Genomic DNA, 16,564 nt, shown 5'->3' with positions numbered 1-16,564 from the left:
CAGCGAGGTCTGTTTTGGCGTTGCGCTGAACAATAGCTTAAGGATATCCGCTTCGCTCACTCTAGACGGAGACCGGCATGGACGAGAAACAGCTTGCGAAGCTCATGAAGAAAACCATGGCCAAAGCCAACAAACCGAAAGCGTCCCAACGGCGTACATATGATGCGACGCTCGACGTTACGCGGCCCAGGGAAAACGACAAGGATACCGAGGCGGCCGAGCTCTTCGAGATCATGAAGAAGAGAGAGTTCTAAACTTTCTCGGCGGAATTCCGAGCGTAGGTGCGAAGCGCCGAAGTGAGGAACAATAAATGTCCAAAATAGAAAAATCAGACGCGGAGTGGGCAAAGGAGCTCACTCCCGAGCAATACCGCATCGCGCGCGAAAAGGGAACCGAACGCGCGTTCACCGGCCAGTATTGGGATTCTCACACGCCCGGCGTCTACAAATGCGTGTGCTGCGGCGAGCCGCTCTTCACGTCGGACACGAAGTTCGACTCCGGCTCGGGCTGGCCGAGTTTTTATGATGCCCTCAATGCGGGCGCGATCGCGACGGAAGAGGACAACGGCCACTTCATGCGGCGGACCGAGATCCACTGCGCCAAGTGCGGCTGTCACCTCGGCCACCTGTTCGACGACGGACCGAAGCCCACCGGTCTTCGCTACTGTGTGAACTCCGCGTCGCTCAAGCTCGACGAGAAGAAGTAGCCTTACGGCACCGCGACCTTCGAGTCCGGGCTCCGGTGGTCGTTCGCGCCGTACGCGACGCCGTCGCGCACGATGATCGAATGGCCGTCGCCCTGCACGCCGCCGAAGCGAACGGCATGACCCATCGCCTTCAGGCGCTCGGCGGTTGAATCCGGAATCGCGCCGCGCTCGAACGTGACTTCGTCGGGCAGCCATTGGTGGTGGAAGCGGGGCGCATCCACGGCCTGACGCACGTTCATGTCGAACGCCGTCGCGTTGAGGATGATCTCCATGACCGTATTGATGATCGTGCGCCCGCCCGGCGACCCGGTCACCATGAACAGCTTGCCGTTCTTGGTCAGAATCGTGGGGCTCATCGAGCTGAGCATGCGCTTCCCGGGCGCGATGAGATTCGCCGGCGTGCCGATGTCGCCCGTGACGTTCGTCTCGCCGGGCTTCTTGTTGAAGTCGCCCATCTCGTTGTTGAGAATCATCCCTGTGCCGCGAACGACGACATGCGAACCGAATCCGCCCTCGAGCGTGAAGGTGTTCGACACGGCGTTGCCGTCCTTGTCCACGACCGAGAACTGCGTGGTCTCATCGTGCTCGGTCGACGCGATCTGCGACACGATGTCCTTGCCCAGCTCGACGCTGCTCGACGCGTGATTGGGGTCGATCGTTTGGGCGAGCGACTTCGCGTACGATTTCGACATGAGCCGAGTGAGCGGCATGTCCTTCACGAAATCCGGATCGCCCAGGTAGCGGGCGCGATCGAGATAGCCGCGACGCATCGCTTCGATTTCGTAATGCAGCGTCTGTGGCGCCTGGGGCCCGAGCTTCGCGATATTCAAGTTCTCTAAAATGTTCAGCATCTCGACCATCGTCACGCCGCCGCTGCTCGGCGGCGGCATGCCGATCAACGCATAGCCGTTGAAGGTGCCGGTGATGGGCTTGCGCGCTTTCGCTTCGTATGCGGCGAGATCCTTCTTCGTGATCAGCCCGCCGTTTTCGGCCATCGTCGCGGCAATGCTGTCGGCGATCCAACCGGTGTAGAAGGCGTTCGGCCCTTTCGTGGCGATCGCGCGCAGCGTTCGTGCGAGATCCTTCAACACGAGCGTATCGCCCTTCGCCCACGGTCCGCCGCCGGGTTTGCCATACGCGGCGACCGACGCGGGATACCGCGCCATCTGGCCGGCGACTTCGCGATTGAGCGAGCGCGCGAGCGCCTCCGACAGCTCGAAGCCATGCTCGGCGAGCTCCGCGGCCGGCATCACGACGTCCTTCCACGCGAGTGTGCCGTACCGCTTGTGCGCCATGGCCAGACCGCGAACCGTGCCCGGCACTCCGGGCGCGAGATAGCCCGTTGCCGTGCGCTGGCGAACGATCTTGCCCGTCGAGTCGAGGTACATCGTCTGCGTCGACTTGAACGGTGCGCGTTCGCGATAGTCGATCGCGACCGGTGCCCCCTTCGCGGGCCGAACGATCATGAAGCCGCCGCCGCCGATGTTCCCGGCGCTCGGGTGCGTCACCGCGAGCGCGAACGCCGTGGCCACCGCGGCGTCGATGGCGTTGCCGCCTTTGCGGAGGATCGCCGCGCCGACGTCCGACGCGGGCGCCGACGTCGACACGACCATGCCATGCTTCGACGAAACGATTCCGCTGTCAGTTTGCGCGCCAACCGCGCCCGCGACGCAGATTGTACACAGCAGGGCGGTGACGCGAGCGAGGGGGCGAAGCATTCGGAAGCCTCTGGTTGCCGAGTGTAAGGGAACTTACTGGCGAGTTGCCGCCACTGTCGAGGCGCTGGACCAGGCGTCAGTATTGTCTCGGACACTCGATCGTTTCGCGCTCGCGCTCGCATTCGCACGTGCGAGCGAGCCACTCATCACAGCGTCAACCATGTCAACCGACCGCCGCACATTCATCAAAGCTTCCGCCGTCGCCGCCGGCGCGATTGGCCTCGATACGCTGCCGAAGATCTCGATGGCGCAGCCGCCGGAACTCCTGGGTGCCGACGCGCCGAGCATCGAGCGCGCGGCCAAGTCGCTCGACATTCTCATTCTCGGGGGCACGGGGTTCACGGGGCCCGAGCAGGTCGAGTATGCGATCGCGCGCGGGCACAAGGTCACGCTGCTGAATCGCAACCGCACGCGTCCGGATTTTTTCAAGGGGCGCGTCGATCAGCTCATCGGTGATTTGAATGCGGACGTCAGCGCGCTCAAGGGCCGGAAGTTCGACGTTGTGATCGACAATCCGACGACCGCACCGGCCTGGGTGCGCAACGTCGCGCAGTACATGAAAGGGAACACGAATCACTACATCTTCATTTCGACCATTTCGGTTTATCCCGACAACAGCCACGCGTGGGTCGACGAGAGCGATCACACGACGCCGGCGCCGGCAGGCGTCGATCTCTACGCGGTGAAGCCGGCGGATTTCGGCCGCATGTACGGCGTGCTCAAGTCCGAGTCCGAGCATGAAGTCGCGCGGCAGTATGCGGACATGTACACGATCATTCGCCCGGGCCTCATCGTCGGTCCGCTCGATCGGTCGGATCGATTCACCTACTGGCCGTACCGCATCGACAAGGGCGGGGAAGTGCTCGCGCCGGGCACGCCGAACGATCCGGTGCAGATCATCGATTCGCGCGATCTCGCCGAATGGACCATTCGCGTCGCGGAAAACCACACGCTCGGAACGTTCAACGCGACCGGTCCGGCGAAGCCGTTGTCGCTCGCCGAAATGCTGTACGGCATCAAGGCGGTGACGACGGCCGGCGCGCAATTCACATGGGTGCCGTGGAGCTTTCTGCAGGAGCAGGGCATTCGGCCGTGGTCGAACATGCCGGTCGTCGTACCGGATACGCCGGAGCGCGCCGGGTTTTCGCGACGGAGCGTCGACAAGGCGATTGCCGCCGGTCTGACGTTCCGTCCGCTCGCGGTCACCGCGAAGGATACGCTCGACTGGAACAAGACGCGTCCAGCCGCGGAGCTCGAGGCGTTGTCGCAGGGAAAGATCGCGGGGATTTCCGCGGAGCGTGAGGCGCAGGTGCTCGCGGCGTGGAAGCAGAAGCAGGCCTCGAAGTGATGACATCGGCAACCGAAGGGCAGCACGAAGGTCGGTTGCATCGGTTGCTTCGCCGCGCGGTGGACGTGCGCGCGGATGAAGTGCGTCCGATGATGATCTCGTTCTTCTTTTTCTTCTTCCTGCTGAGCAGCTACTTCGTGCTGCGTCCGATTCGCGAAGCGGTCGCCGCGGCGTCGGGCGTCACCAAGCTGCCGTGGTTGTTCATGGGGACGCTCGCCGGCACGCTCATCTGCAATCCCCTTTTCTCCGGACTGGTCGCGCGCCTGCCCGTGCGCCGAGTGATTCCGATCTCATATCACTTTTTTACGGCGTCGTTCCTTGTGTTCTACGTGGTGCTGCGTTTCGTGGCCGCGGGCGAAGGATCGACCGTCGCTCTCTGGATGGGACGCGTGTTCTACGTCTGGATCACGGTGTATGCGTTGTTCAATACGTCGATCTTCTGGACGCTGATGGCCGACTCATGGCGCAGCGAACAGGCGAAGCGCGTGTTCGGATTCATCGGAGTCGGCGGAACGGCGGGATCGATCATCGGGTCGGCCGCGACGGCCTCGCTCGCGCCGTTCGTCGGCGCGGTGAACATGCTGCTCGTGTCGGCGGTGCTCATCGAGCTGGCGGTGCTGACCATCACCGTGTTCAAGCTGGAGTCGACGGCGCACGACGTTCGGCCGAACGGCGCGCGCGACCGCGAGGTCATCGGCGGCAGCGTGTGGGCCGGGTTCACGCACGTGGTGCACTCGCCATATCTCTTTGGAATTTGCATATTCCAGATATTGTATGTCTTCGGATCCACGGTGCTGTATTTCGCGCAGGCCGACATCGTCGGCCATCGTTACACGACGATGACGGCGCGAACGGCCATTTCGGCGGACCTCGAGCTGGGGGCGCAAACGCTCACCGTGATCACGCAACTGTTCTTCACGGGACGCATCCTGCGCTGGTTCGGCCTGGTGGTCGGTCTCGCCGTTCTGCCCGTCGTGAGCATGCTCGGCTTCGGCGTGCTGGGCGCGTTTCCGGTCTTCGCGACGGTCGCGGTGTTCAGCGTCGCGCGGCGCGGAATGAACTTCGCGGTGACGAATCCCGCGGTCGAAGTATTGTTTACGGTAGTACGCCGCGAGGACAAGTATAAGGCGAAGAACGTCATCGAGACGTTCGTCTATCGCGGCGGCGATCAGCTCGCCGCGTGGAGCTATGCTGGGCTCGCGGCGCTTGGACTGGGGTTGGGCGGCATCTCGTTCGTCGCCGTACCGATATCGGCGATCTGGCTGGGACTGGCGGTCTGGCTCGGCCGCCGGCAGGCACAGCTGGCCGCGGGCGATGCCGCTCGGCAGTATTCGCCTTCGGGGCCGATGTCGGGGCCGATGTCGGGGCCGATGTCGGGACCGGGGATCGTTGAACCTTCACGCCAACCGTTATGACCACCACTACCTCGACGACAGCGATCCTTCGTCCGCAAGCCGACGAATACTTGTCGTATTACGGCAAGTACATCTCGCAGGTGCCGGACGGCGATCTGCTGTCCCTGCTGCGCGAGCAGCTCATCGATTCCGTCGCGCAGATTCGCGCGCACGGCGATCGGGCGGACTTCGCGTACGCACCCGGCAAGTGGACCATGAAAGAAGTGGTTGGCCATCTGTCGGATTGTGAACGCATATTCGCATATCGCACACTGCGCGTCGCGCGCAACGACCAGACCAATCTTCCCGGATTCGACGAGAACGCGTTCGTGACCAATGCGAATTTCTCGCGCCGGTCGCTCGATGATTTGCTCGAGGAGCTGCAAGTCGTCCGCACCGCGACGATTCACCTCGCCCGCCAGCTCGACGAAGACGAGTTGACGCGCCGCGGCTCGGCCAACGGCGCCGAGATTACGCCGAGGGCGCTGTTGTACATCGTGGCGGGGCATGAGCGGCATCACGTCGGGCTGCTCCGCGAGCGGTACTGGACGTAAGCGAATCACGCAGTCGTCGTCGCGCATCGGCGAAGGGGGGCATATGATGCGCTGGTGGTTGAGCTCGCGCGCGGTGCGTATCACCGCGCTCGTGGCCGCGGTGGTCAGCGTCGTGTTTCACGCCGCGGCGATCACGGCCTGGGTGTTCGCGACGCTGCCGCAGCCGAACGTCGAGCAGGGCAGCATCGCGAATCACGTCTTCTACATTCCGCCGCCGGACCGCGCGCCAACCGCCGGCGGCGAAAAGACGGAACGCGTGACGTATGTGAAGGCGCCAATCGAGGGCCCGGGGACGGGCGAAGGCGCGCGCATGATGGGCGAGGCGCGTCCGACGTCGGCCGATCAAACCGTTGGGCGCGACACGGCGACGACGGCAACTGACACCGTCGCCACGCGCGCTGGTCCGCCGGCGACGGGGCAGGACTCCGTATATTCGGTACTCGACGTGGACACCGCCGCGGTGCGCTCGACATCGAGCGCGGCGCCGGCGTATCCACTCAAGTTGCTGGCGCAACACATTCAGGGATACGTGGACGCTCAATACGTGGTGGACACGACGGGATTCGCCGACACGACGACGTTCATCGTGCTCAAGGCGACGCACAACGACTTCGTGACGTCCGTGCGTGAAGCGTTGCCCTACATGCGCTTTTCGCCGGCGAAGATCGGCACGGCCAAGGTGCGGCAGCTGGTGCAACAGCAGTTCAGCTTCCGCATCACCGACACGAACACCGTGGCGCCCAGGGTCAAAAAACCATAATCGTGCGACATACGCTGCGCCTGCACGGCGTCATCGTCGGCCACTCGGAGCTCGAGCACATCGAGCCCGGCACCGGTCGCGCGTGGGGAGCGTTTCGTCCCGGACTTGGCTACGAGCTCGTGCAGCCTGTCTTTCGACTCTTCGCGCACGCGGTGCCGCGCGACGGATCAGCGCGAGATGAAACGGTGCTCGCGCGCTACTACAAGGCGCGCGATGCGTTGCAGCTCGAGCTGCAGGATGCGAACGGCGCGCCAATTCCGACGTCGGCGATTCACATCGCGGACTATTCGGTCGAGGAGGGTGCGAGCGCGATCGAGCTCGATGTGCTGATCGCCGACGAGTCATACTGGGAGCGTCGAGGCGCGCGTTAGTCTCGCGCGCGCGAGTCTCGCACGTCGATGACCGTGGACAGAGTCGATCGCTCCGGGCCGGGGATGTCTCCCGGCGAGCGGTACACTCTCGTACGTCCGAACGCGGTACCCTCTCGAACGCCCTACGCCCCGACGAGCGCCACGAGACGATCCACGAACGCGGCTTGCGCGGCGTTCATTTTTTCACGCGCCGTCGCCACATCGAACCAGGCGCAACGATCGACTTCCGGAAACTCGATCCACCGTCCCGATCCGCGCGGCCACTCCGTGCGCATGCTGTTGCTCTGAATCGCATCGGGATCCGCGTCGCCTTCCCAGGCCCAGGCGTGAACCGTCTTGCCGGCCTTTTGCTTGATCGCGCCGAGTGGAAGGAACGGCCCCGCGGGTTCGATGCTCGTCTCCTCGCGGAATTCGCGGCGTGCTCCGTCGAGGAGATCTTCGCCCTCGTCGACGATGCCTTTCGGAATCGTCCAAGCCGCCGCGTCGCGCTTGGACCAGAACGGTCCCCCCGGATGCGCGAGAAACACCTCCAACGCGCCGTGCGAACGTCGAAACAGCAACAGCCCCGCGCTGACCGCGGCGCGAGCCGTCACCGATGACGGAGGCCGAGTCCGGCCGCGACGGTGTCCGCGAAATCGTCAACCGCGTCGAGCGTGCGCGCGACGAATTGCTGAAATGCGTTGCGGCGAATCCACGAATCGGGATGGCGCGCGTGGCGATTGGGCGGTTCGGGCGTGGCCGTCGCGACCGCGGTGCGCGGTCCGCGCGGTGGAGGCACGAGCGCGCCACTCGGCTGGGTCGGAGGAATGTCGGCGTTGTCCATGACGATTCCTACGCGCCCACCGCGGCGTTGGTGTCTCCGGTTCGGTCGAACGTGAGCTCGAGGGCTTCGCCGGCCGGCACCGCGGACCAGCGATCGAACAGCGCGGCGCGGCGACGACGAATGGCGTCGAGTCGCTCGGCGGTCATGCGGAACGTCGTTGGCGGCAGCCCGTGCTCATTGCAATACGTATCGATCTTCCAGTTGAAGTCTTCCGCTGAATCCCGCTGACCACTGGCGCGCTCGACGTCGAGGAACCCGACGATCAACTCCGCAAGAAGCGCTTCGTCGGGAATCGCGGCAACCCCGTTCGCCTCGAACGAGCCGATGTCCCAACCCTCGGCGACCAATCCGTAAAACGCGCGGCGAAATCCCAAGGTCGACTCGACGGCAAAGTGCGTGAGATCGTGGAGCGGAAAGAAGCGGCCCTGCGAGCCTTCCTGCCGCTGCCACGTCACCGAGCCGTCGGCGCGCGTGCAGCTCAGCGCGGCGGAGCCATCCGTCTTCTTCTTGATTCGGATCACGAGGTCAGGCATTCGCTACGCTCCGAGCGAGTCGCGCGCGGCGGTGGCGCGTTTCCCAGATGTGTCCGACGACGAGTCCGATCACTGCACCGAAGAGGCCGCCGGTGATCGCACCGACGACGGCGGCGATCTCGAAGTCGGCCAGCCCGCGTCCCGCCACGTGTCGTCGCACGCCGCCGAGTACGACACTCCAGGTCGCGGTGGCCCACCAGAGTGAGAGAAACACTCCGCCCGCGACCGCGAAGCCGTTCGAGAGCGCCTCGCGGCGCGGCTCGTAGAAGTCGTTGACGATCGTGCCCAGCCGCGCCTGATCGCTCTTCCATGCGTTTCCGCGCATCCACCCCGACCGCAGCACGACCACCGACACGAGCGAGACGCCGACCGCGACCCACACGGCCGGCGTTTGCGTCCGCGGCAACATCGCCTGTTTCGTATACTGTAATACTAAAACGCTCACGACCGCCAGCAACAGGGCGTAGTAGAAGGCGATGCGGAGCGGCGAGTTCATTCGAGCATCACTTGTTCGACGTCGTCATGACCGGCGGCGCCTGCTTCTCCCACAGGAAGCGGTGCAGGAAGTCCGTGCTGTGGTTCCAGACGGCGATCCACCGGCTGTGAATCAACGACTCGTGCGTGTCGTCCGGGTTCACGGTGAGCTCATAATAGATGCCGTGCGCGCGCAGGAGCTGCACGAGACCGATCGTCTGCGAGAAATCCACATTGCGGTCGTCGTCGCCCTGCACCAGGTACACCGGCGATTTCCAGGTGTTGATGTGCGCCGCCGATGACGACTGATACGCGAGGTTCGTCGAATCGAGTGAGCTGCCGTAGAGGTGGACGCCCGCCATGTCCACGCCCGCCACGAAAATGTCCGAGTTGCGCGCGAGAGCCTGCGAGGTGAGCAGGCCGCCATACGACAGGCCCCAGATGCCGACGCGGGCCGGATCGACGTCCGGGCGTGACTGCAGGTATTTGCCGCCCGCCAGCACGTCCTGATACTCGGAGTTGCCGCGCCCTTCGGTGTTCGGCGCGCGGCGGAACGAGTTGCCGTAGCCGATGCCGCTGCGGTAGTTGATCGAGAGGACGATGTATCCCTGCGACGCGAGGTACTCGTTGTACGCGTACGCCCAATGATAGAACTGCATGTAGTGGTAGGCGGGGAGCATCTGCCGCACCGGCCCGCCGTGCACGAACACCACCGCCGGCCGCTTCTCGCCCGGCTTGAGATCCTTGGGCAGGAACAGCTGATTATGAATCTCTAAACCATCGGCGGCGTGCGTGATCACGATCTCCGGCGTCACGTGCGCGCTCTGCGGGAAATCCTTGAGCATCGCCGCCGTCGGATACACGATCTTCGTCGAACCGCCGTCGACCGGGACAATGCCCACCGACGCGGGTTGACTCGCGCCGAAGTACAGCACGGCCATCGACTTTCCGTCGGCGAGCAGCGTCGGCGAGACTTCGACACCGTCGTCGGTCGAGATCTGGCGCGGCGTACCGCCCGTCACCGGCACGGCCCAGACGTGCCGCTTCTCGATGTCCTTGGCGTTCGTCGCGTAGTAAAACGTCTTGCCATCGCGCGACACCGTCGTCGTCACGAACGTGCGATCGGCGACGCCGTCGTTGATCAAGCCGTCGGTCGTCGTCAACAGCACGGGCTCCGCGTATCCGCTGCCGCTCACCGGGACAGAGAACCAGCGATCCCACTCGTCGTTCGGACGTTGCGCGGTGAAGACGACGTGATCGCCCGCCCACTCAATGCCGTTGATCGCGTTGAACACGCGCTCGTTCGGCTGATTGTGCCAGAACTCGCGCGCTCTGCCAGTCGCGACGTCGGCGACCATGAACGACAACGTGTAGCCGCCCGGGAACGCCGCGCGATACAGGCCATCGATGCGTTGCGGAGTCGAGTCGTTCGCCTGGCCGAAGCCGCCACGACCGCCGCGTCCACCGCCTCCGTTCCCGCCGCGACCACCGCGCGCCGCGGCCGGACCCGCGGGGCCACCAATGCCGCCGGCGCCTTGCTGCGCCTGATTCCCGAACGGCGTGCCGGGGCGACGAATGAACGCGATCTGCTTCCCATCCGCCGACCACACCGGCGCGGTATCAAAGTCCACACTCGGCGATACGAAATCGACGCGACGCGTCTTCATGTCGAACACGCCGACGAACGAGTGATTGTCGCGCGTGCTCACGAACGCGAGCTTCGATCCGTCGGGCGACCACACCGGACTGCTCTGACGACCCCACTCCTTGATGAACGGCACGCCGCCCGTGTCGATGCCAGCCGTTACGCCTTTCGCGACACGTGCATGGAAGATCTGCCCGTCCCGCACGAAGACAACATGCTTGCCGTCCGGCGAAAGCTCGGGACCACTCCCGCCGCGGCCGCCGAATCCGCCGGCTTGCTGCGTCTCGGTGTTGGCGATCGATGCAAGCCGCCACGCGCCGCTGCCATCGGTCTTCGCTGCCCACACCGCGCGATCGGGGCCCGCCGGATCGTGCGACGGATTCGCAACCCAACCCGCGCGATTCTGCGCGGATCCGCGCACGAAGATCGCGACGGAGCCGTCGTCGGACAATTTCACCGAGCTGACGTCGACGCCGTCATCGTTCATGAAGTTGGTGAGGCGCACCGCCTTGTACGCCGGCGCGACGGCCGTGTACACGTTGCGCATGCCGCGCTCGTACGTGACCCACGCCAGGCGATCCGCTTTTTTGGCGGCGCCCATCTCGAGCGGCGACGGCGGCGACATGAATTGCTCGAGCGTCGGTCCGGCCACTCGCTCCGGGGCGACCGCGGCCGCTTTCGCGTGGTATTGCGGTCCTTCCTGACGCGACGGCGTGTGATTCTGCGCGGCCGCCGGCACCGCCCCAGCGACGAGCGCAACAAGTGGAACGAGCGACGCGCAGGCGGACGAACGAATGCGTGACATGATCAATCTCGAGGAGGTGGGACGCTCTGGAAGGTCATCAGGCAAACGCTCTGGCGAGCCAGACCGTTGCATCCATGATTTTGCGTCCCGTGCGCGCTCGCCGCTAGCCAGGCAACGCTCGATGCCGTCCAGCACGGCACGATCTCTGACACCCTCAAAAGGGCGATGACCCTGCTGCGCCTGAACGAACGCGGACTCTACTGCTCGGCCGGCGACTTCTACGTCGATCCGTGGGAGCCGGTGTCTCGCGCGGTGATCACACACGCACACGGCGACCACGCGCGTTGGGGCTCGGCGAACTACCTCTGTTCGCGCGAGGGCGCGGGTGTGCTTCGCACACGACTTGGCGCCGAGTCCCCGATTCAGGCCGTGGAATGGGGCGAGGCTGTGAACATCAACGGCGTTCGCGTCTCACTGCATCCGGCGGGTCACATCCTCGGCTCGGCACAAGTGCGCGTCGAACACCAGGGCGAGGTGTGGGTGGTTTCGGGCGACTACAAGACGGATCCGGATCCGACGTGCTCGCCATTCGAGCTCGTACGATGCCACACCTTCATTACCGAAAGCACCTTCGGCTTGCCGATCTACCGATGGCCGCCCGAGTGGCAAGTGTTCGATCAGATCCGCGCGTGGTGGCAGACGAACGCGCACGCCGGCCGCGCGTCCGTGCTCTTCGGCTACGCGCTCGGCAAAGCGCAGCGATTGCTCGCCGGCCTCGCTGACTGTGACATCGGCCCGATCTACACGCACGGCGCCGTCGAGCGATTGAACGCGGATTATCGCGCAGCCGATGTTCGAATCGCGAACACGCGTTATGCCGGCGATCTGCCTCGCGGGCACGGCTTCGCCGGCAGCTTGATCGTCGCACCGCCGTCGGCGTCGGGTAGTACGTGGCTGCGCCGCTTCGGTGAAATCTCGACGGGGTTCGCGTCTGGCTGGATGCGCGTGCGCGGTGCGCGCCGGCGCCGCGCGGTCGATCGTGGATTCGTGCTCTCGGATCACGTCGATTGGCCGTCGCTGCTCGCGGCCGTGGAGGGAAGCGGGGCCGAGCGAGTGTGGGTGACGCACGGAACGCGTGAACCGCTCGTGCGATTGCTGACCGAGCGTGGCATCGACGCGCGCGCGGTGTCGAGCCTGTGGAAGGGCGAAGAAGATCTCGATCCCCTCGACCTCGCCGGGGAGGATGTCCCGGCGTGAAGCGTTTCGCCCAGCTGTACACCGCCGTCGACGAGACCATGCGGACCACGGAGAAAGTGGACGCCATGGCGGAGTATTTCCGCACCGCGGCCGCCGCCGATGCGGCGTGGGCGGTCTATTTCCTGAGTGGCGGCCGGCCGAAGCGGCTCATTCCGGTGCGGCGGCTGGCGCAGTGGGCCCTCGAGGAATCTGGTATACCAGAATGGTTATTCGAGGAGTCTTATGACTCGGTCGGCGACCTGGCGGAGACCATGTCGCTGCTGCTGCCCGACGCGACCGGCGAATCCGACGTCCCGCTCCATCGATGGATCGAGGAGCGAGTGCTACCGTTGGCGCGGCAATCGGAAGACGAGCAGCGCGAAAGCGTCATGCAGGCGTGGCGGCAGCTCGGCGGAGCCGAGCGGTTCGTCTGGAACAAGTTGATCACGGGCGGATTTCGCGTTGGCGTATCACAACAGCTCGTCGTCCGCGCGCTGTCACGGGCGACGGGCGTCGCTGAAGCGGTGATCGCGCACCGGCTGGCCGGCAAGTGGGAGCCAACGCCGGCCGCGTACGCAGCGCTGTTCGCGACGGAGACTGATGACGCGGATCTCTCGCGTCCGTATCCGTTCTACCTGGCATACGCGATCGACGATGAGCTGGAAGCGCTCGGCGAACCGGGCGAATGGCAAGCGGAATGGAAGTGGGACGGCATTCGCGCGCAGGTCATTCGCCGGAAGAGCGAGACATTCATCTGGTCGCGCGGTGAAGAGTTGATCACCGACCGATTTCCCGAGATCGCGACCGCGGCGGAGTGGTTGCCTGACGGCACCGTGCTGGATGGCGAGATCATGCCGTGGAAGGACGGCCAGCCGCTTCCATTCGCCCAACTGCAGCGGCGTATCGGACGAAAGACCCTCGGCCCGAAGATTTTGAGTGAAGTGCCGGTCGTTCTCATCGCGTACGATTTGCTCGAGATCGACGGCCGCGACGTACGCGGCGAGCCGTTGGCGTGGCGACGTGAGCGGCTCGACCAAGTGCTGCTGCAAGCCGCGACGAGCGTGTTCGTGTCGTCGCCAATCGTTACGCTTGGCAGTTGGAGCGACGCGCGTGGCGCGTACGATCGCGCCCGAGCCATGTGCGCCGAGGGACTGATGTTGAAGCGTCGCGATGCGGCGTATGGTGTTGGCCGGCGAAAAGGCGGCTGGTGGAAATGGAAGGTGAAGCCCTACACGATCGATGCGGTCATGATCTATGCGCAGCCAGGGCACGGCCGGCGCGCGTCGCTGCACACGGACTACACATTTGCGGTCTGGGACAACGGCGTGCTGGTCCCGTTCGCGAAGGCGTACTCCGGACTGACCGATGCCGAGATTCGCGAGCTCGACGCGTGGATCCGGCGAAACACCGTCGAGAAGTTCGGACCCGTTCGCTCGGTGAAACCGGAGCAGGTATTCGAGCTCGGCTTCGAGGGAATTCAGATGTCGCCGCGGCACAAGTCGGGCGTAGCGGTGCGCTTTCCGCGCATTCTCAGATGGCGCACCGACAAAAATCCGGATGAGGCGGACAGCGTGGCGACGTTGCGTAATCTGATGCATGCACCGGATCATGCGTGATCGCGTGTGATCACGCGTGATGCTCGGCGAACCGGCTACAACAGGTCGAGCGGTTGGGCGCGAATCACGAGCTCCTTTTGGCGGAACGCGCCTTCGAGGTCGTTGCGATAGCGTCGCCACCAGTCACGGTCGATGTCGTCGACCATCACCTCGTAAACGACGATGTCGTCCTGGTTCGTGCGGCCTGTATCGTCGTCTTGCCAGAGACCATGCGCCGGCGCTCGGGTGTGCTCCGTCAAACCGCCGAATCGTTCGGTCAGCTCGCCTCGCACGCGACGAAACAGTTCCTCGGGTTGTCGCTTTCCTTCATTGTCGAACAGCGGCAGTAGCAGTTGAACGAGATTCATTTCCCGTTCACGTCCGGGGCGGCATATTCGTGAGTCGATACATCAGCAGTGCCGCGCGCTTCGTCTGCGGCCCGAGCCAGCGCAGATCCGCGGTCTCGCTCTCGGTGTGGTCGTCGTGGCCCGACAGCCCGATGCCGTCGATCAACATCGGAACGACGTGCGCAACGAACGACACGTCTGCCGCTCCCGCGCGCGAGGGGTCGACCGCCTCTACGCCGCCGAATCCGAGATCGCGGCTTGCCTTGTCATACATGGCGAGCAGGCGGCGATTGCCATCGGTGGGCGCCATCGGCGGGTAGCCTTCGTCGAACGAGATGTCCGCGTTGGTCAACGGAAGGTGGTGTGAGACGACGTCCCGCATCGTGCTCTGCGCCTTGGCCAATTGCTCGGGCGACAGCGTCCGCAAATCACCCGTCACCACCGCATGCTCGGCGACGACGTTGCGTTTGCCCGACGCTTTTCCGACGGTGCCGTCCGTGTCCACGTCCACGAGCGTGCCGCCGACGATCATGCCCGGATTGAACGTGAGATACGGCTCGTTCGACAGCCGGGTGTAGAACTCATGCACGATCCGCGACGCCTCGTACACCGCGCCGGCGCCGACCTCGGGTTTAAAAATCTGTGATGAATGCGCCGGGTGCCCGGTCGTGCGCACCGTCCAGGAACCCGCGCTGCGGCGCGAAATGACGGCGGTGCGGGGATCGGCGGCGCCGTCCTCGAAGCCAAGCGCAACGGTCGCTCCCTCCGCGGCGTCGACCAGCGTACGGCGCGCTTCGGCGGTCGGCGTGCCAGAATCCTCTTCGTCACCGTCGAACACCACCGTCACATTCATTCGATCGAGCGTGCCCGCATCCTTGAGCGCCTTCAAGGCGTAGAGGATGATGACGTCGCCGCCCTTCATGTCGATGACGCCCGGGCCGCGCGCGGTTGAATCGTTCAGCCGCTGGAAGCGTTGAAAGGGACTGCTCGGCTCGAAGACGGTGTCGAGATGGCCGATCAGCAGAATCTTTGGGCCGGGCCCTGGGTGTTCGGCGACGAGATGGCCGGCGCGATGAAACGCGGCGCCATCAACCCACCGCGTACGAAAGCCGAGTGAGTCGAAGCGCGAGCGCAGCACGTCGGCGACCTGCCGAACGCCGGCGAAATTCATCGTGCCGCTGTTGATGTTCACGATGCGCTCGAGCAGGGCAAGCGCCTCGGTGTTATGCGCATCGACCGACGTCGCGACGGCGCGTTCCGCGGTCGAGAGTGCTTGCCCGCGGGCGTCGGCAGGCGCGGCGCCGAGAACGAATGCGCCGAGGAGCGCGTATCGTTGAATGAGCATGGACATGGATCGGAATCTATTTCGCGGCGTCGCATGGCGCTTGGGATTGGCGGCGCTTCTCGTGGGCGTGGCGTGTGCCAAAGACGCCGCGCCGGCCGACCGCGTTCGCGCGAATCTTTCGACGTTGAGAGACATCGTCACGGTGCCGACGCGAGCACGGCCCGATCTCGTCGAGAACTCGGCGGCCGTGATGAGCGCGCAGTATCCCGGTGTGCTGTACACCGTGAACGATTCTGGAAATGAACCGCTCTTGTTCGCGCTCGACACCACCGGTGCGGATCGCGGGGTATGGCGCATCGCGGGCGCGACGAACGTGGATTGGGAGGCGGCGTCCATCGGCCGATGCGCGAACGATGCGCGGCCGCGCTGCGTCTATATCGGCGACGTTGGCGACAACGAAAGCTTTCACTCGTCGCGCACGATCTACCGCGTCGCTGAGGCGGAGCCGAGGGATTCGAGCTTCACTGGAGCGCTGTCGCCGGACAGCGTGTCGTATACGTATCCCGACGGCAAGCACGACGTCGAGGCAATGTACGTCGCGCCGAACGGCGACACGTTTCTGATCACGAAGCGGCCGGAGCGTGCCCGCACGCTGCATCTGCGTCCCGCGCTCGTGTACCGCTTGCCGGCGAGCGTATGGACTCAGCGGAACCGTGTCGTGGCCGAACGTGTAGACAGTCTACCTATCGTTCCCGGGTCCACGCCGCTGCGCACGATCACCGATGCCTCGCTCTCCTTCGACGCGAAGCATCTCGCCGTGCGGACGTACGGTGAGCTCTACATTTTCGCGACGGATTCACTCACGGGGCGGGTGAATCACGCCGTCGGCGCCAGTGTCTGCGACATTGCCCCGCTTGGTGAACCACAAGGCGAAGGCGTGAGCTGGGCGCGGAATGATGGACGGTTCGTGTTCTCGAGTGAAGGGCACGGCGTTCCGCTGCACATCGCGAACTGTCCGCTGCCGTAGCTC

At 64.7% G+C, this 16,564-nt stretch carries 18 protein-coding genes; 10 read left to right on the top strand and 8 right to left on the bottom strand.

Annotated features, from left to right (window positions below):
- Positions 1–77 precede the first annotated feature (77 nt).
- Positions 78–254, top strand: coding sequence for a hypothetical protein (locus VN706_25175; GenBank protein ID HXT18943.1), 177 nt, complete (start codon positions 78–80; stop codon positions 252–254).
- Between the two features lie 56 nt (positions 255–310).
- Entirely contained in the window at positions 311–706 is a 396-nt protein-coding gene (gene msrB, locus VN706_25170; protein ID HXT18942.1) for a peptide-methionine (R)-S-oxide reductase MsrB, read from the top strand.
- A gap of 2 nt (positions 707–708) precedes the next feature.
- Here the strand turns inward: msrB and ggt are convergent, their stop codons facing one another.
- Complete coding sequence (gene ggt, locus VN706_25165) at positions 709–2,424, bottom strand: gamma-glutamyltransferase (GenBank protein ID HXT18941.1); 1,716 nt, start codon at positions 2,422–2,424, stop codon at positions 709–711.
- Between the two features lie 160 nt (positions 2,425–2,584).
- Here ggt and VN706_25160 point away from each other — a divergent pair, with 160 nt between their 5' ends.
- The 5 genes from VN706_25160 to VN706_25140 are packed head-to-tail and all read left to right on the top strand — an operon-like array spanning position 2,585 to position 6,851.
- Positions 2,585–3,772, top strand: coding sequence for an NAD-dependent epimerase/dehydratase family protein (locus tag VN706_25160; GenBank protein HXT18940.1), 1,188 nt, complete (start codon positions 2,585–2,587; stop codon positions 3,770–3,772).
- The gene (locus tag VN706_25155) at positions 3,772–5,187 is read left to right on the top strand and encodes an MFS transporter (GenBank protein ID HXT18939.1); all 1,416 of its coding nucleotides are present in this window, start codon (positions 3,772–3,774) and stop codon (positions 5,185–5,187) included. Before VN706_25160 ends, VN706_25155 begins: the two co-directional genes overlap by 1 nt.
- Positions 5,184–5,720, top strand: coding sequence for a DinB family protein (locus VN706_25150; protein ID HXT18938.1), 537 nt, complete (start codon positions 5,184–5,186; stop codon positions 5,718–5,720). Before VN706_25155 ends, VN706_25150 begins: the two co-directional genes overlap by 4 nt.
- Positions 5,674–6,480, top strand: a complete 807-nt coding sequence (locus VN706_25145; GenBank protein HXT18937.1) for a hypothetical protein — start codon at positions 5,674–5,676, stop codon at positions 6,478–6,480. The genes VN706_25150 and VN706_25145 overlap by 47 nt, the downstream gene beginning before the upstream one ends.
- Positions 6,481–6,482: 2 nt before the next feature.
- Entirely contained in the window at positions 6,483–6,851 is a 369-nt protein-coding gene (locus VN706_25140) for a hypothetical protein (GenBank protein ID HXT18936.1), read from the top strand.
- A 122-nt stretch (positions 6,852–6,973) separates the two neighbouring features.
- On the opposite strand, the gene VN706_25135 is transcribed toward VN706_25140, so the two are convergent.
- From VN706_25135 to VN706_25115, 5 genes are read right to left on the bottom strand one after another with little or no spacing between them, the layout of a single operon-like run.
- Positions 6,974–7,444 (bottom strand): NUDIX domain-containing protein, encoded by a 471-nt coding sequence (locus VN706_25135; GenBank protein HXT18935.1) that lies wholly within the window; start codon positions 7,442–7,444, stop codon positions 6,974–6,976.
- The gene (locus tag VN706_25130) at positions 7,441–7,674 is read right to left on the bottom strand and encodes a hypothetical protein (protein HXT18934.1); all 234 of its coding nucleotides are present in this window, start codon (positions 7,672–7,674) and stop codon (positions 7,441–7,443) included. The genes VN706_25135 and VN706_25130 overlap by 4 nt, the downstream gene beginning before the upstream one ends.
- Before the next feature lie 8 nt (positions 7,675–7,682).
- Positions 7,683–8,207, bottom strand: a complete 525-nt coding sequence (locus VN706_25125; GenBank protein HXT18933.1) for a hypothetical protein — start codon at positions 8,205–8,207, stop codon at positions 7,683–7,685.
- The gene (locus VN706_25120; GenBank protein ID HXT18932.1) at positions 8,200–8,703 is read right to left on the bottom strand and encodes a hypothetical protein; all 504 of its coding nucleotides are present in this window, start codon (positions 8,701–8,703) and stop codon (positions 8,200–8,202) included. The genes VN706_25125 and VN706_25120 overlap by 8 nt, the downstream gene beginning before the upstream one ends.
- 7 nt (positions 8,704–8,710) lie before the next feature.
- Positions 8,711–11,131, bottom strand: a complete 2,421-nt coding sequence (locus tag VN706_25115; protein ID HXT18931.1) for a prolyl oligopeptidase family serine peptidase — start codon at positions 11,129–11,131, stop codon at positions 8,711–8,713.
- 165 nt (positions 11,132–11,296) lie between these two features.
- On the opposite strand from VN706_25115, the gene VN706_25110 reads away from it, so the two are divergent.
- Together VN706_25110 and VN706_25105 are read left to right on the top strand one after the other, a co-directional pair.
- Complete coding sequence (locus VN706_25110) at positions 11,297–12,328, top strand: ligase-associated DNA damage response exonuclease (GenBank protein ID HXT18930.1); 1,032 nt, start codon at positions 11,297–11,299, stop codon at positions 12,326–12,328.
- Positions 12,325–13,923 carry an ATP-dependent DNA ligase gene (locus VN706_25105; protein ID HXT18929.1) on the top strand — a complete coding sequence of 533 codons (1,599 nt, stop codon included), beginning with the start codon at positions 12,325–12,327 and terminating at the stop codon, positions 13,921–13,923. The genes VN706_25110 and VN706_25105 overlap by 4 nt, the downstream gene beginning before the upstream one ends.
- Positions 13,924–13,958: 35 nt before the next feature.
- On the opposite strand, the gene VN706_25100 is transcribed toward VN706_25105, so the two are convergent.
- On the bottom strand, positions 13,959–14,270 hold the full coding sequence (locus tag VN706_25100) for a hypothetical protein (GenBank protein HXT18928.1): 312 nt from the start codon (positions 14,268–14,270) through the stop codon (positions 13,959–13,961).
- Positions 14,271–14,277: 7 nt separating this feature from the next.
- Positions 14,278–15,600, bottom strand: coding sequence for a M20/M25/M40 family metallo-hydrolase (locus VN706_25095; protein HXT18927.1), 1,323 nt, complete (start codon positions 15,598–15,600; stop codon positions 14,278–14,280).
- Here VN706_25095 and VN706_25090 point away from each other — a divergent pair.
- Positions 15,599–16,561: a hypothetical protein gene (locus VN706_25090; protein HXT18926.1), complete on the top strand. Its 963-nt coding sequence runs from the start codon at positions 15,599–15,601 to the stop codon at positions 16,559–16,561. The two genes, VN706_25095 and VN706_25090, sit on opposite strands and share 2 nt — an antisense overlap.
- The last annotated feature ends 3 nt before the right edge of the window (positions 16,562–16,564 follow it).

The sequence above is a fragment of the Gemmatimonadaceae bacterium genome (assembly GCA_035606695.1).
GTDB lineage: Bacteria > Gemmatimonadota > Gemmatimonadetes > Gemmatimonadales > Gemmatimonadaceae > JAQBQB01.
This window is presented reverse-complemented; position numbering and strand designations above follow the sequence as displayed.

Excerpts from the sequence above, each read along its gene's own strand:
- VN706_25155 (HXT18939.1), top strand. The coding sequence starts at position 3,772 with ATGACATCGGCAACCGAAGGGCAGCACGAAGGTCGGTTGCATCGGTTG.
- VN706_25120 (HXT18932.1), bottom strand. The coding sequence starts at position 8,703 with ATGAACTCGCCGCTCCGCATCGCCTTCTACTACGCCCTGTTGCTGGCG.
- VN706_25145 (HXT18937.1), top strand. The coding sequence starts at position 5,674 with ATGAGCGGCATCACGTCGGGCTGCTCCGCGAGCGGTACTGGACGTAAG.
- VN706_25090 (HXT18926.1), top strand. The coding sequence starts at position 15,599 with ATGGATCGGAATCTATTTCGCGGCGTCGCATGGCGCTTGGGATTGGCG.
- VN706_25110 (HXT18930.1), top strand. The coding sequence starts at position 11,297 with ATGACCCTGCTGCGCCTGAACGAACGCGGACTCTACTGCTCGGCCGGC.
- VN706_25150 (HXT18938.1), top strand. The coding sequence starts at position 5,184 with ATGACCACCACTACCTCGACGACAGCGATCCTTCGTCCGCAAGCCGAC.
- VN706_25095 (HXT18927.1), bottom strand. The coding sequence starts at position 15,600 with ATGTCCATGCTCATTCAACGATACGCGCTCCTCGGCGCATTCGTTCTC.
- VN706_25130 (HXT18934.1), bottom strand. The coding sequence starts at position 7,674 with ATGGACAACGCCGACATTCCTCCGACCCAGCCGAGTGGCGCGCTCGTG.
- VN706_25175 (HXT18943.1), top strand. The coding sequence starts at position 78 with ATGGACGAGAAACAGCTTGCGAAGCTCATGAAGAAAACCATGGCCAAA.
- msrB (HXT18942.1), top strand. The coding sequence starts at position 311 with ATGTCCAAAATAGAAAAATCAGACGCGGAGTGGGCAAAGGAGCTCACT.
- ggt (HXT18941.1), bottom strand. The coding sequence starts at position 2,424 with ATGCTTCGCCCCCTCGCTCGCGTCACCGCCCTGCTGTGTACAATCTGC.
- VN706_25115 (HXT18931.1), bottom strand. The coding sequence starts at position 11,131 with ATGTCACGCATTCGTTCGTCCGCCTGCGCGTCGCTCGTTCCACTTGTT.
- VN706_25160 (HXT18940.1), top strand. The coding sequence starts at position 2,585 with ATGTCAACCGACCGCCGCACATTCATCAAAGCTTCCGCCGTCGCCGCC.
- VN706_25100 (HXT18928.1), bottom strand. The coding sequence starts at position 14,270 with ATGAATCTCGTTCAACTGCTACTGCCGCTGTTCGACAATGAAGGAAAG.
- VN706_25125 (HXT18933.1), bottom strand. The coding sequence starts at position 8,207 with ATGCCTGACCTCGTGATCCGAATCAAGAAGAAGACGGATGGCTCCGCC.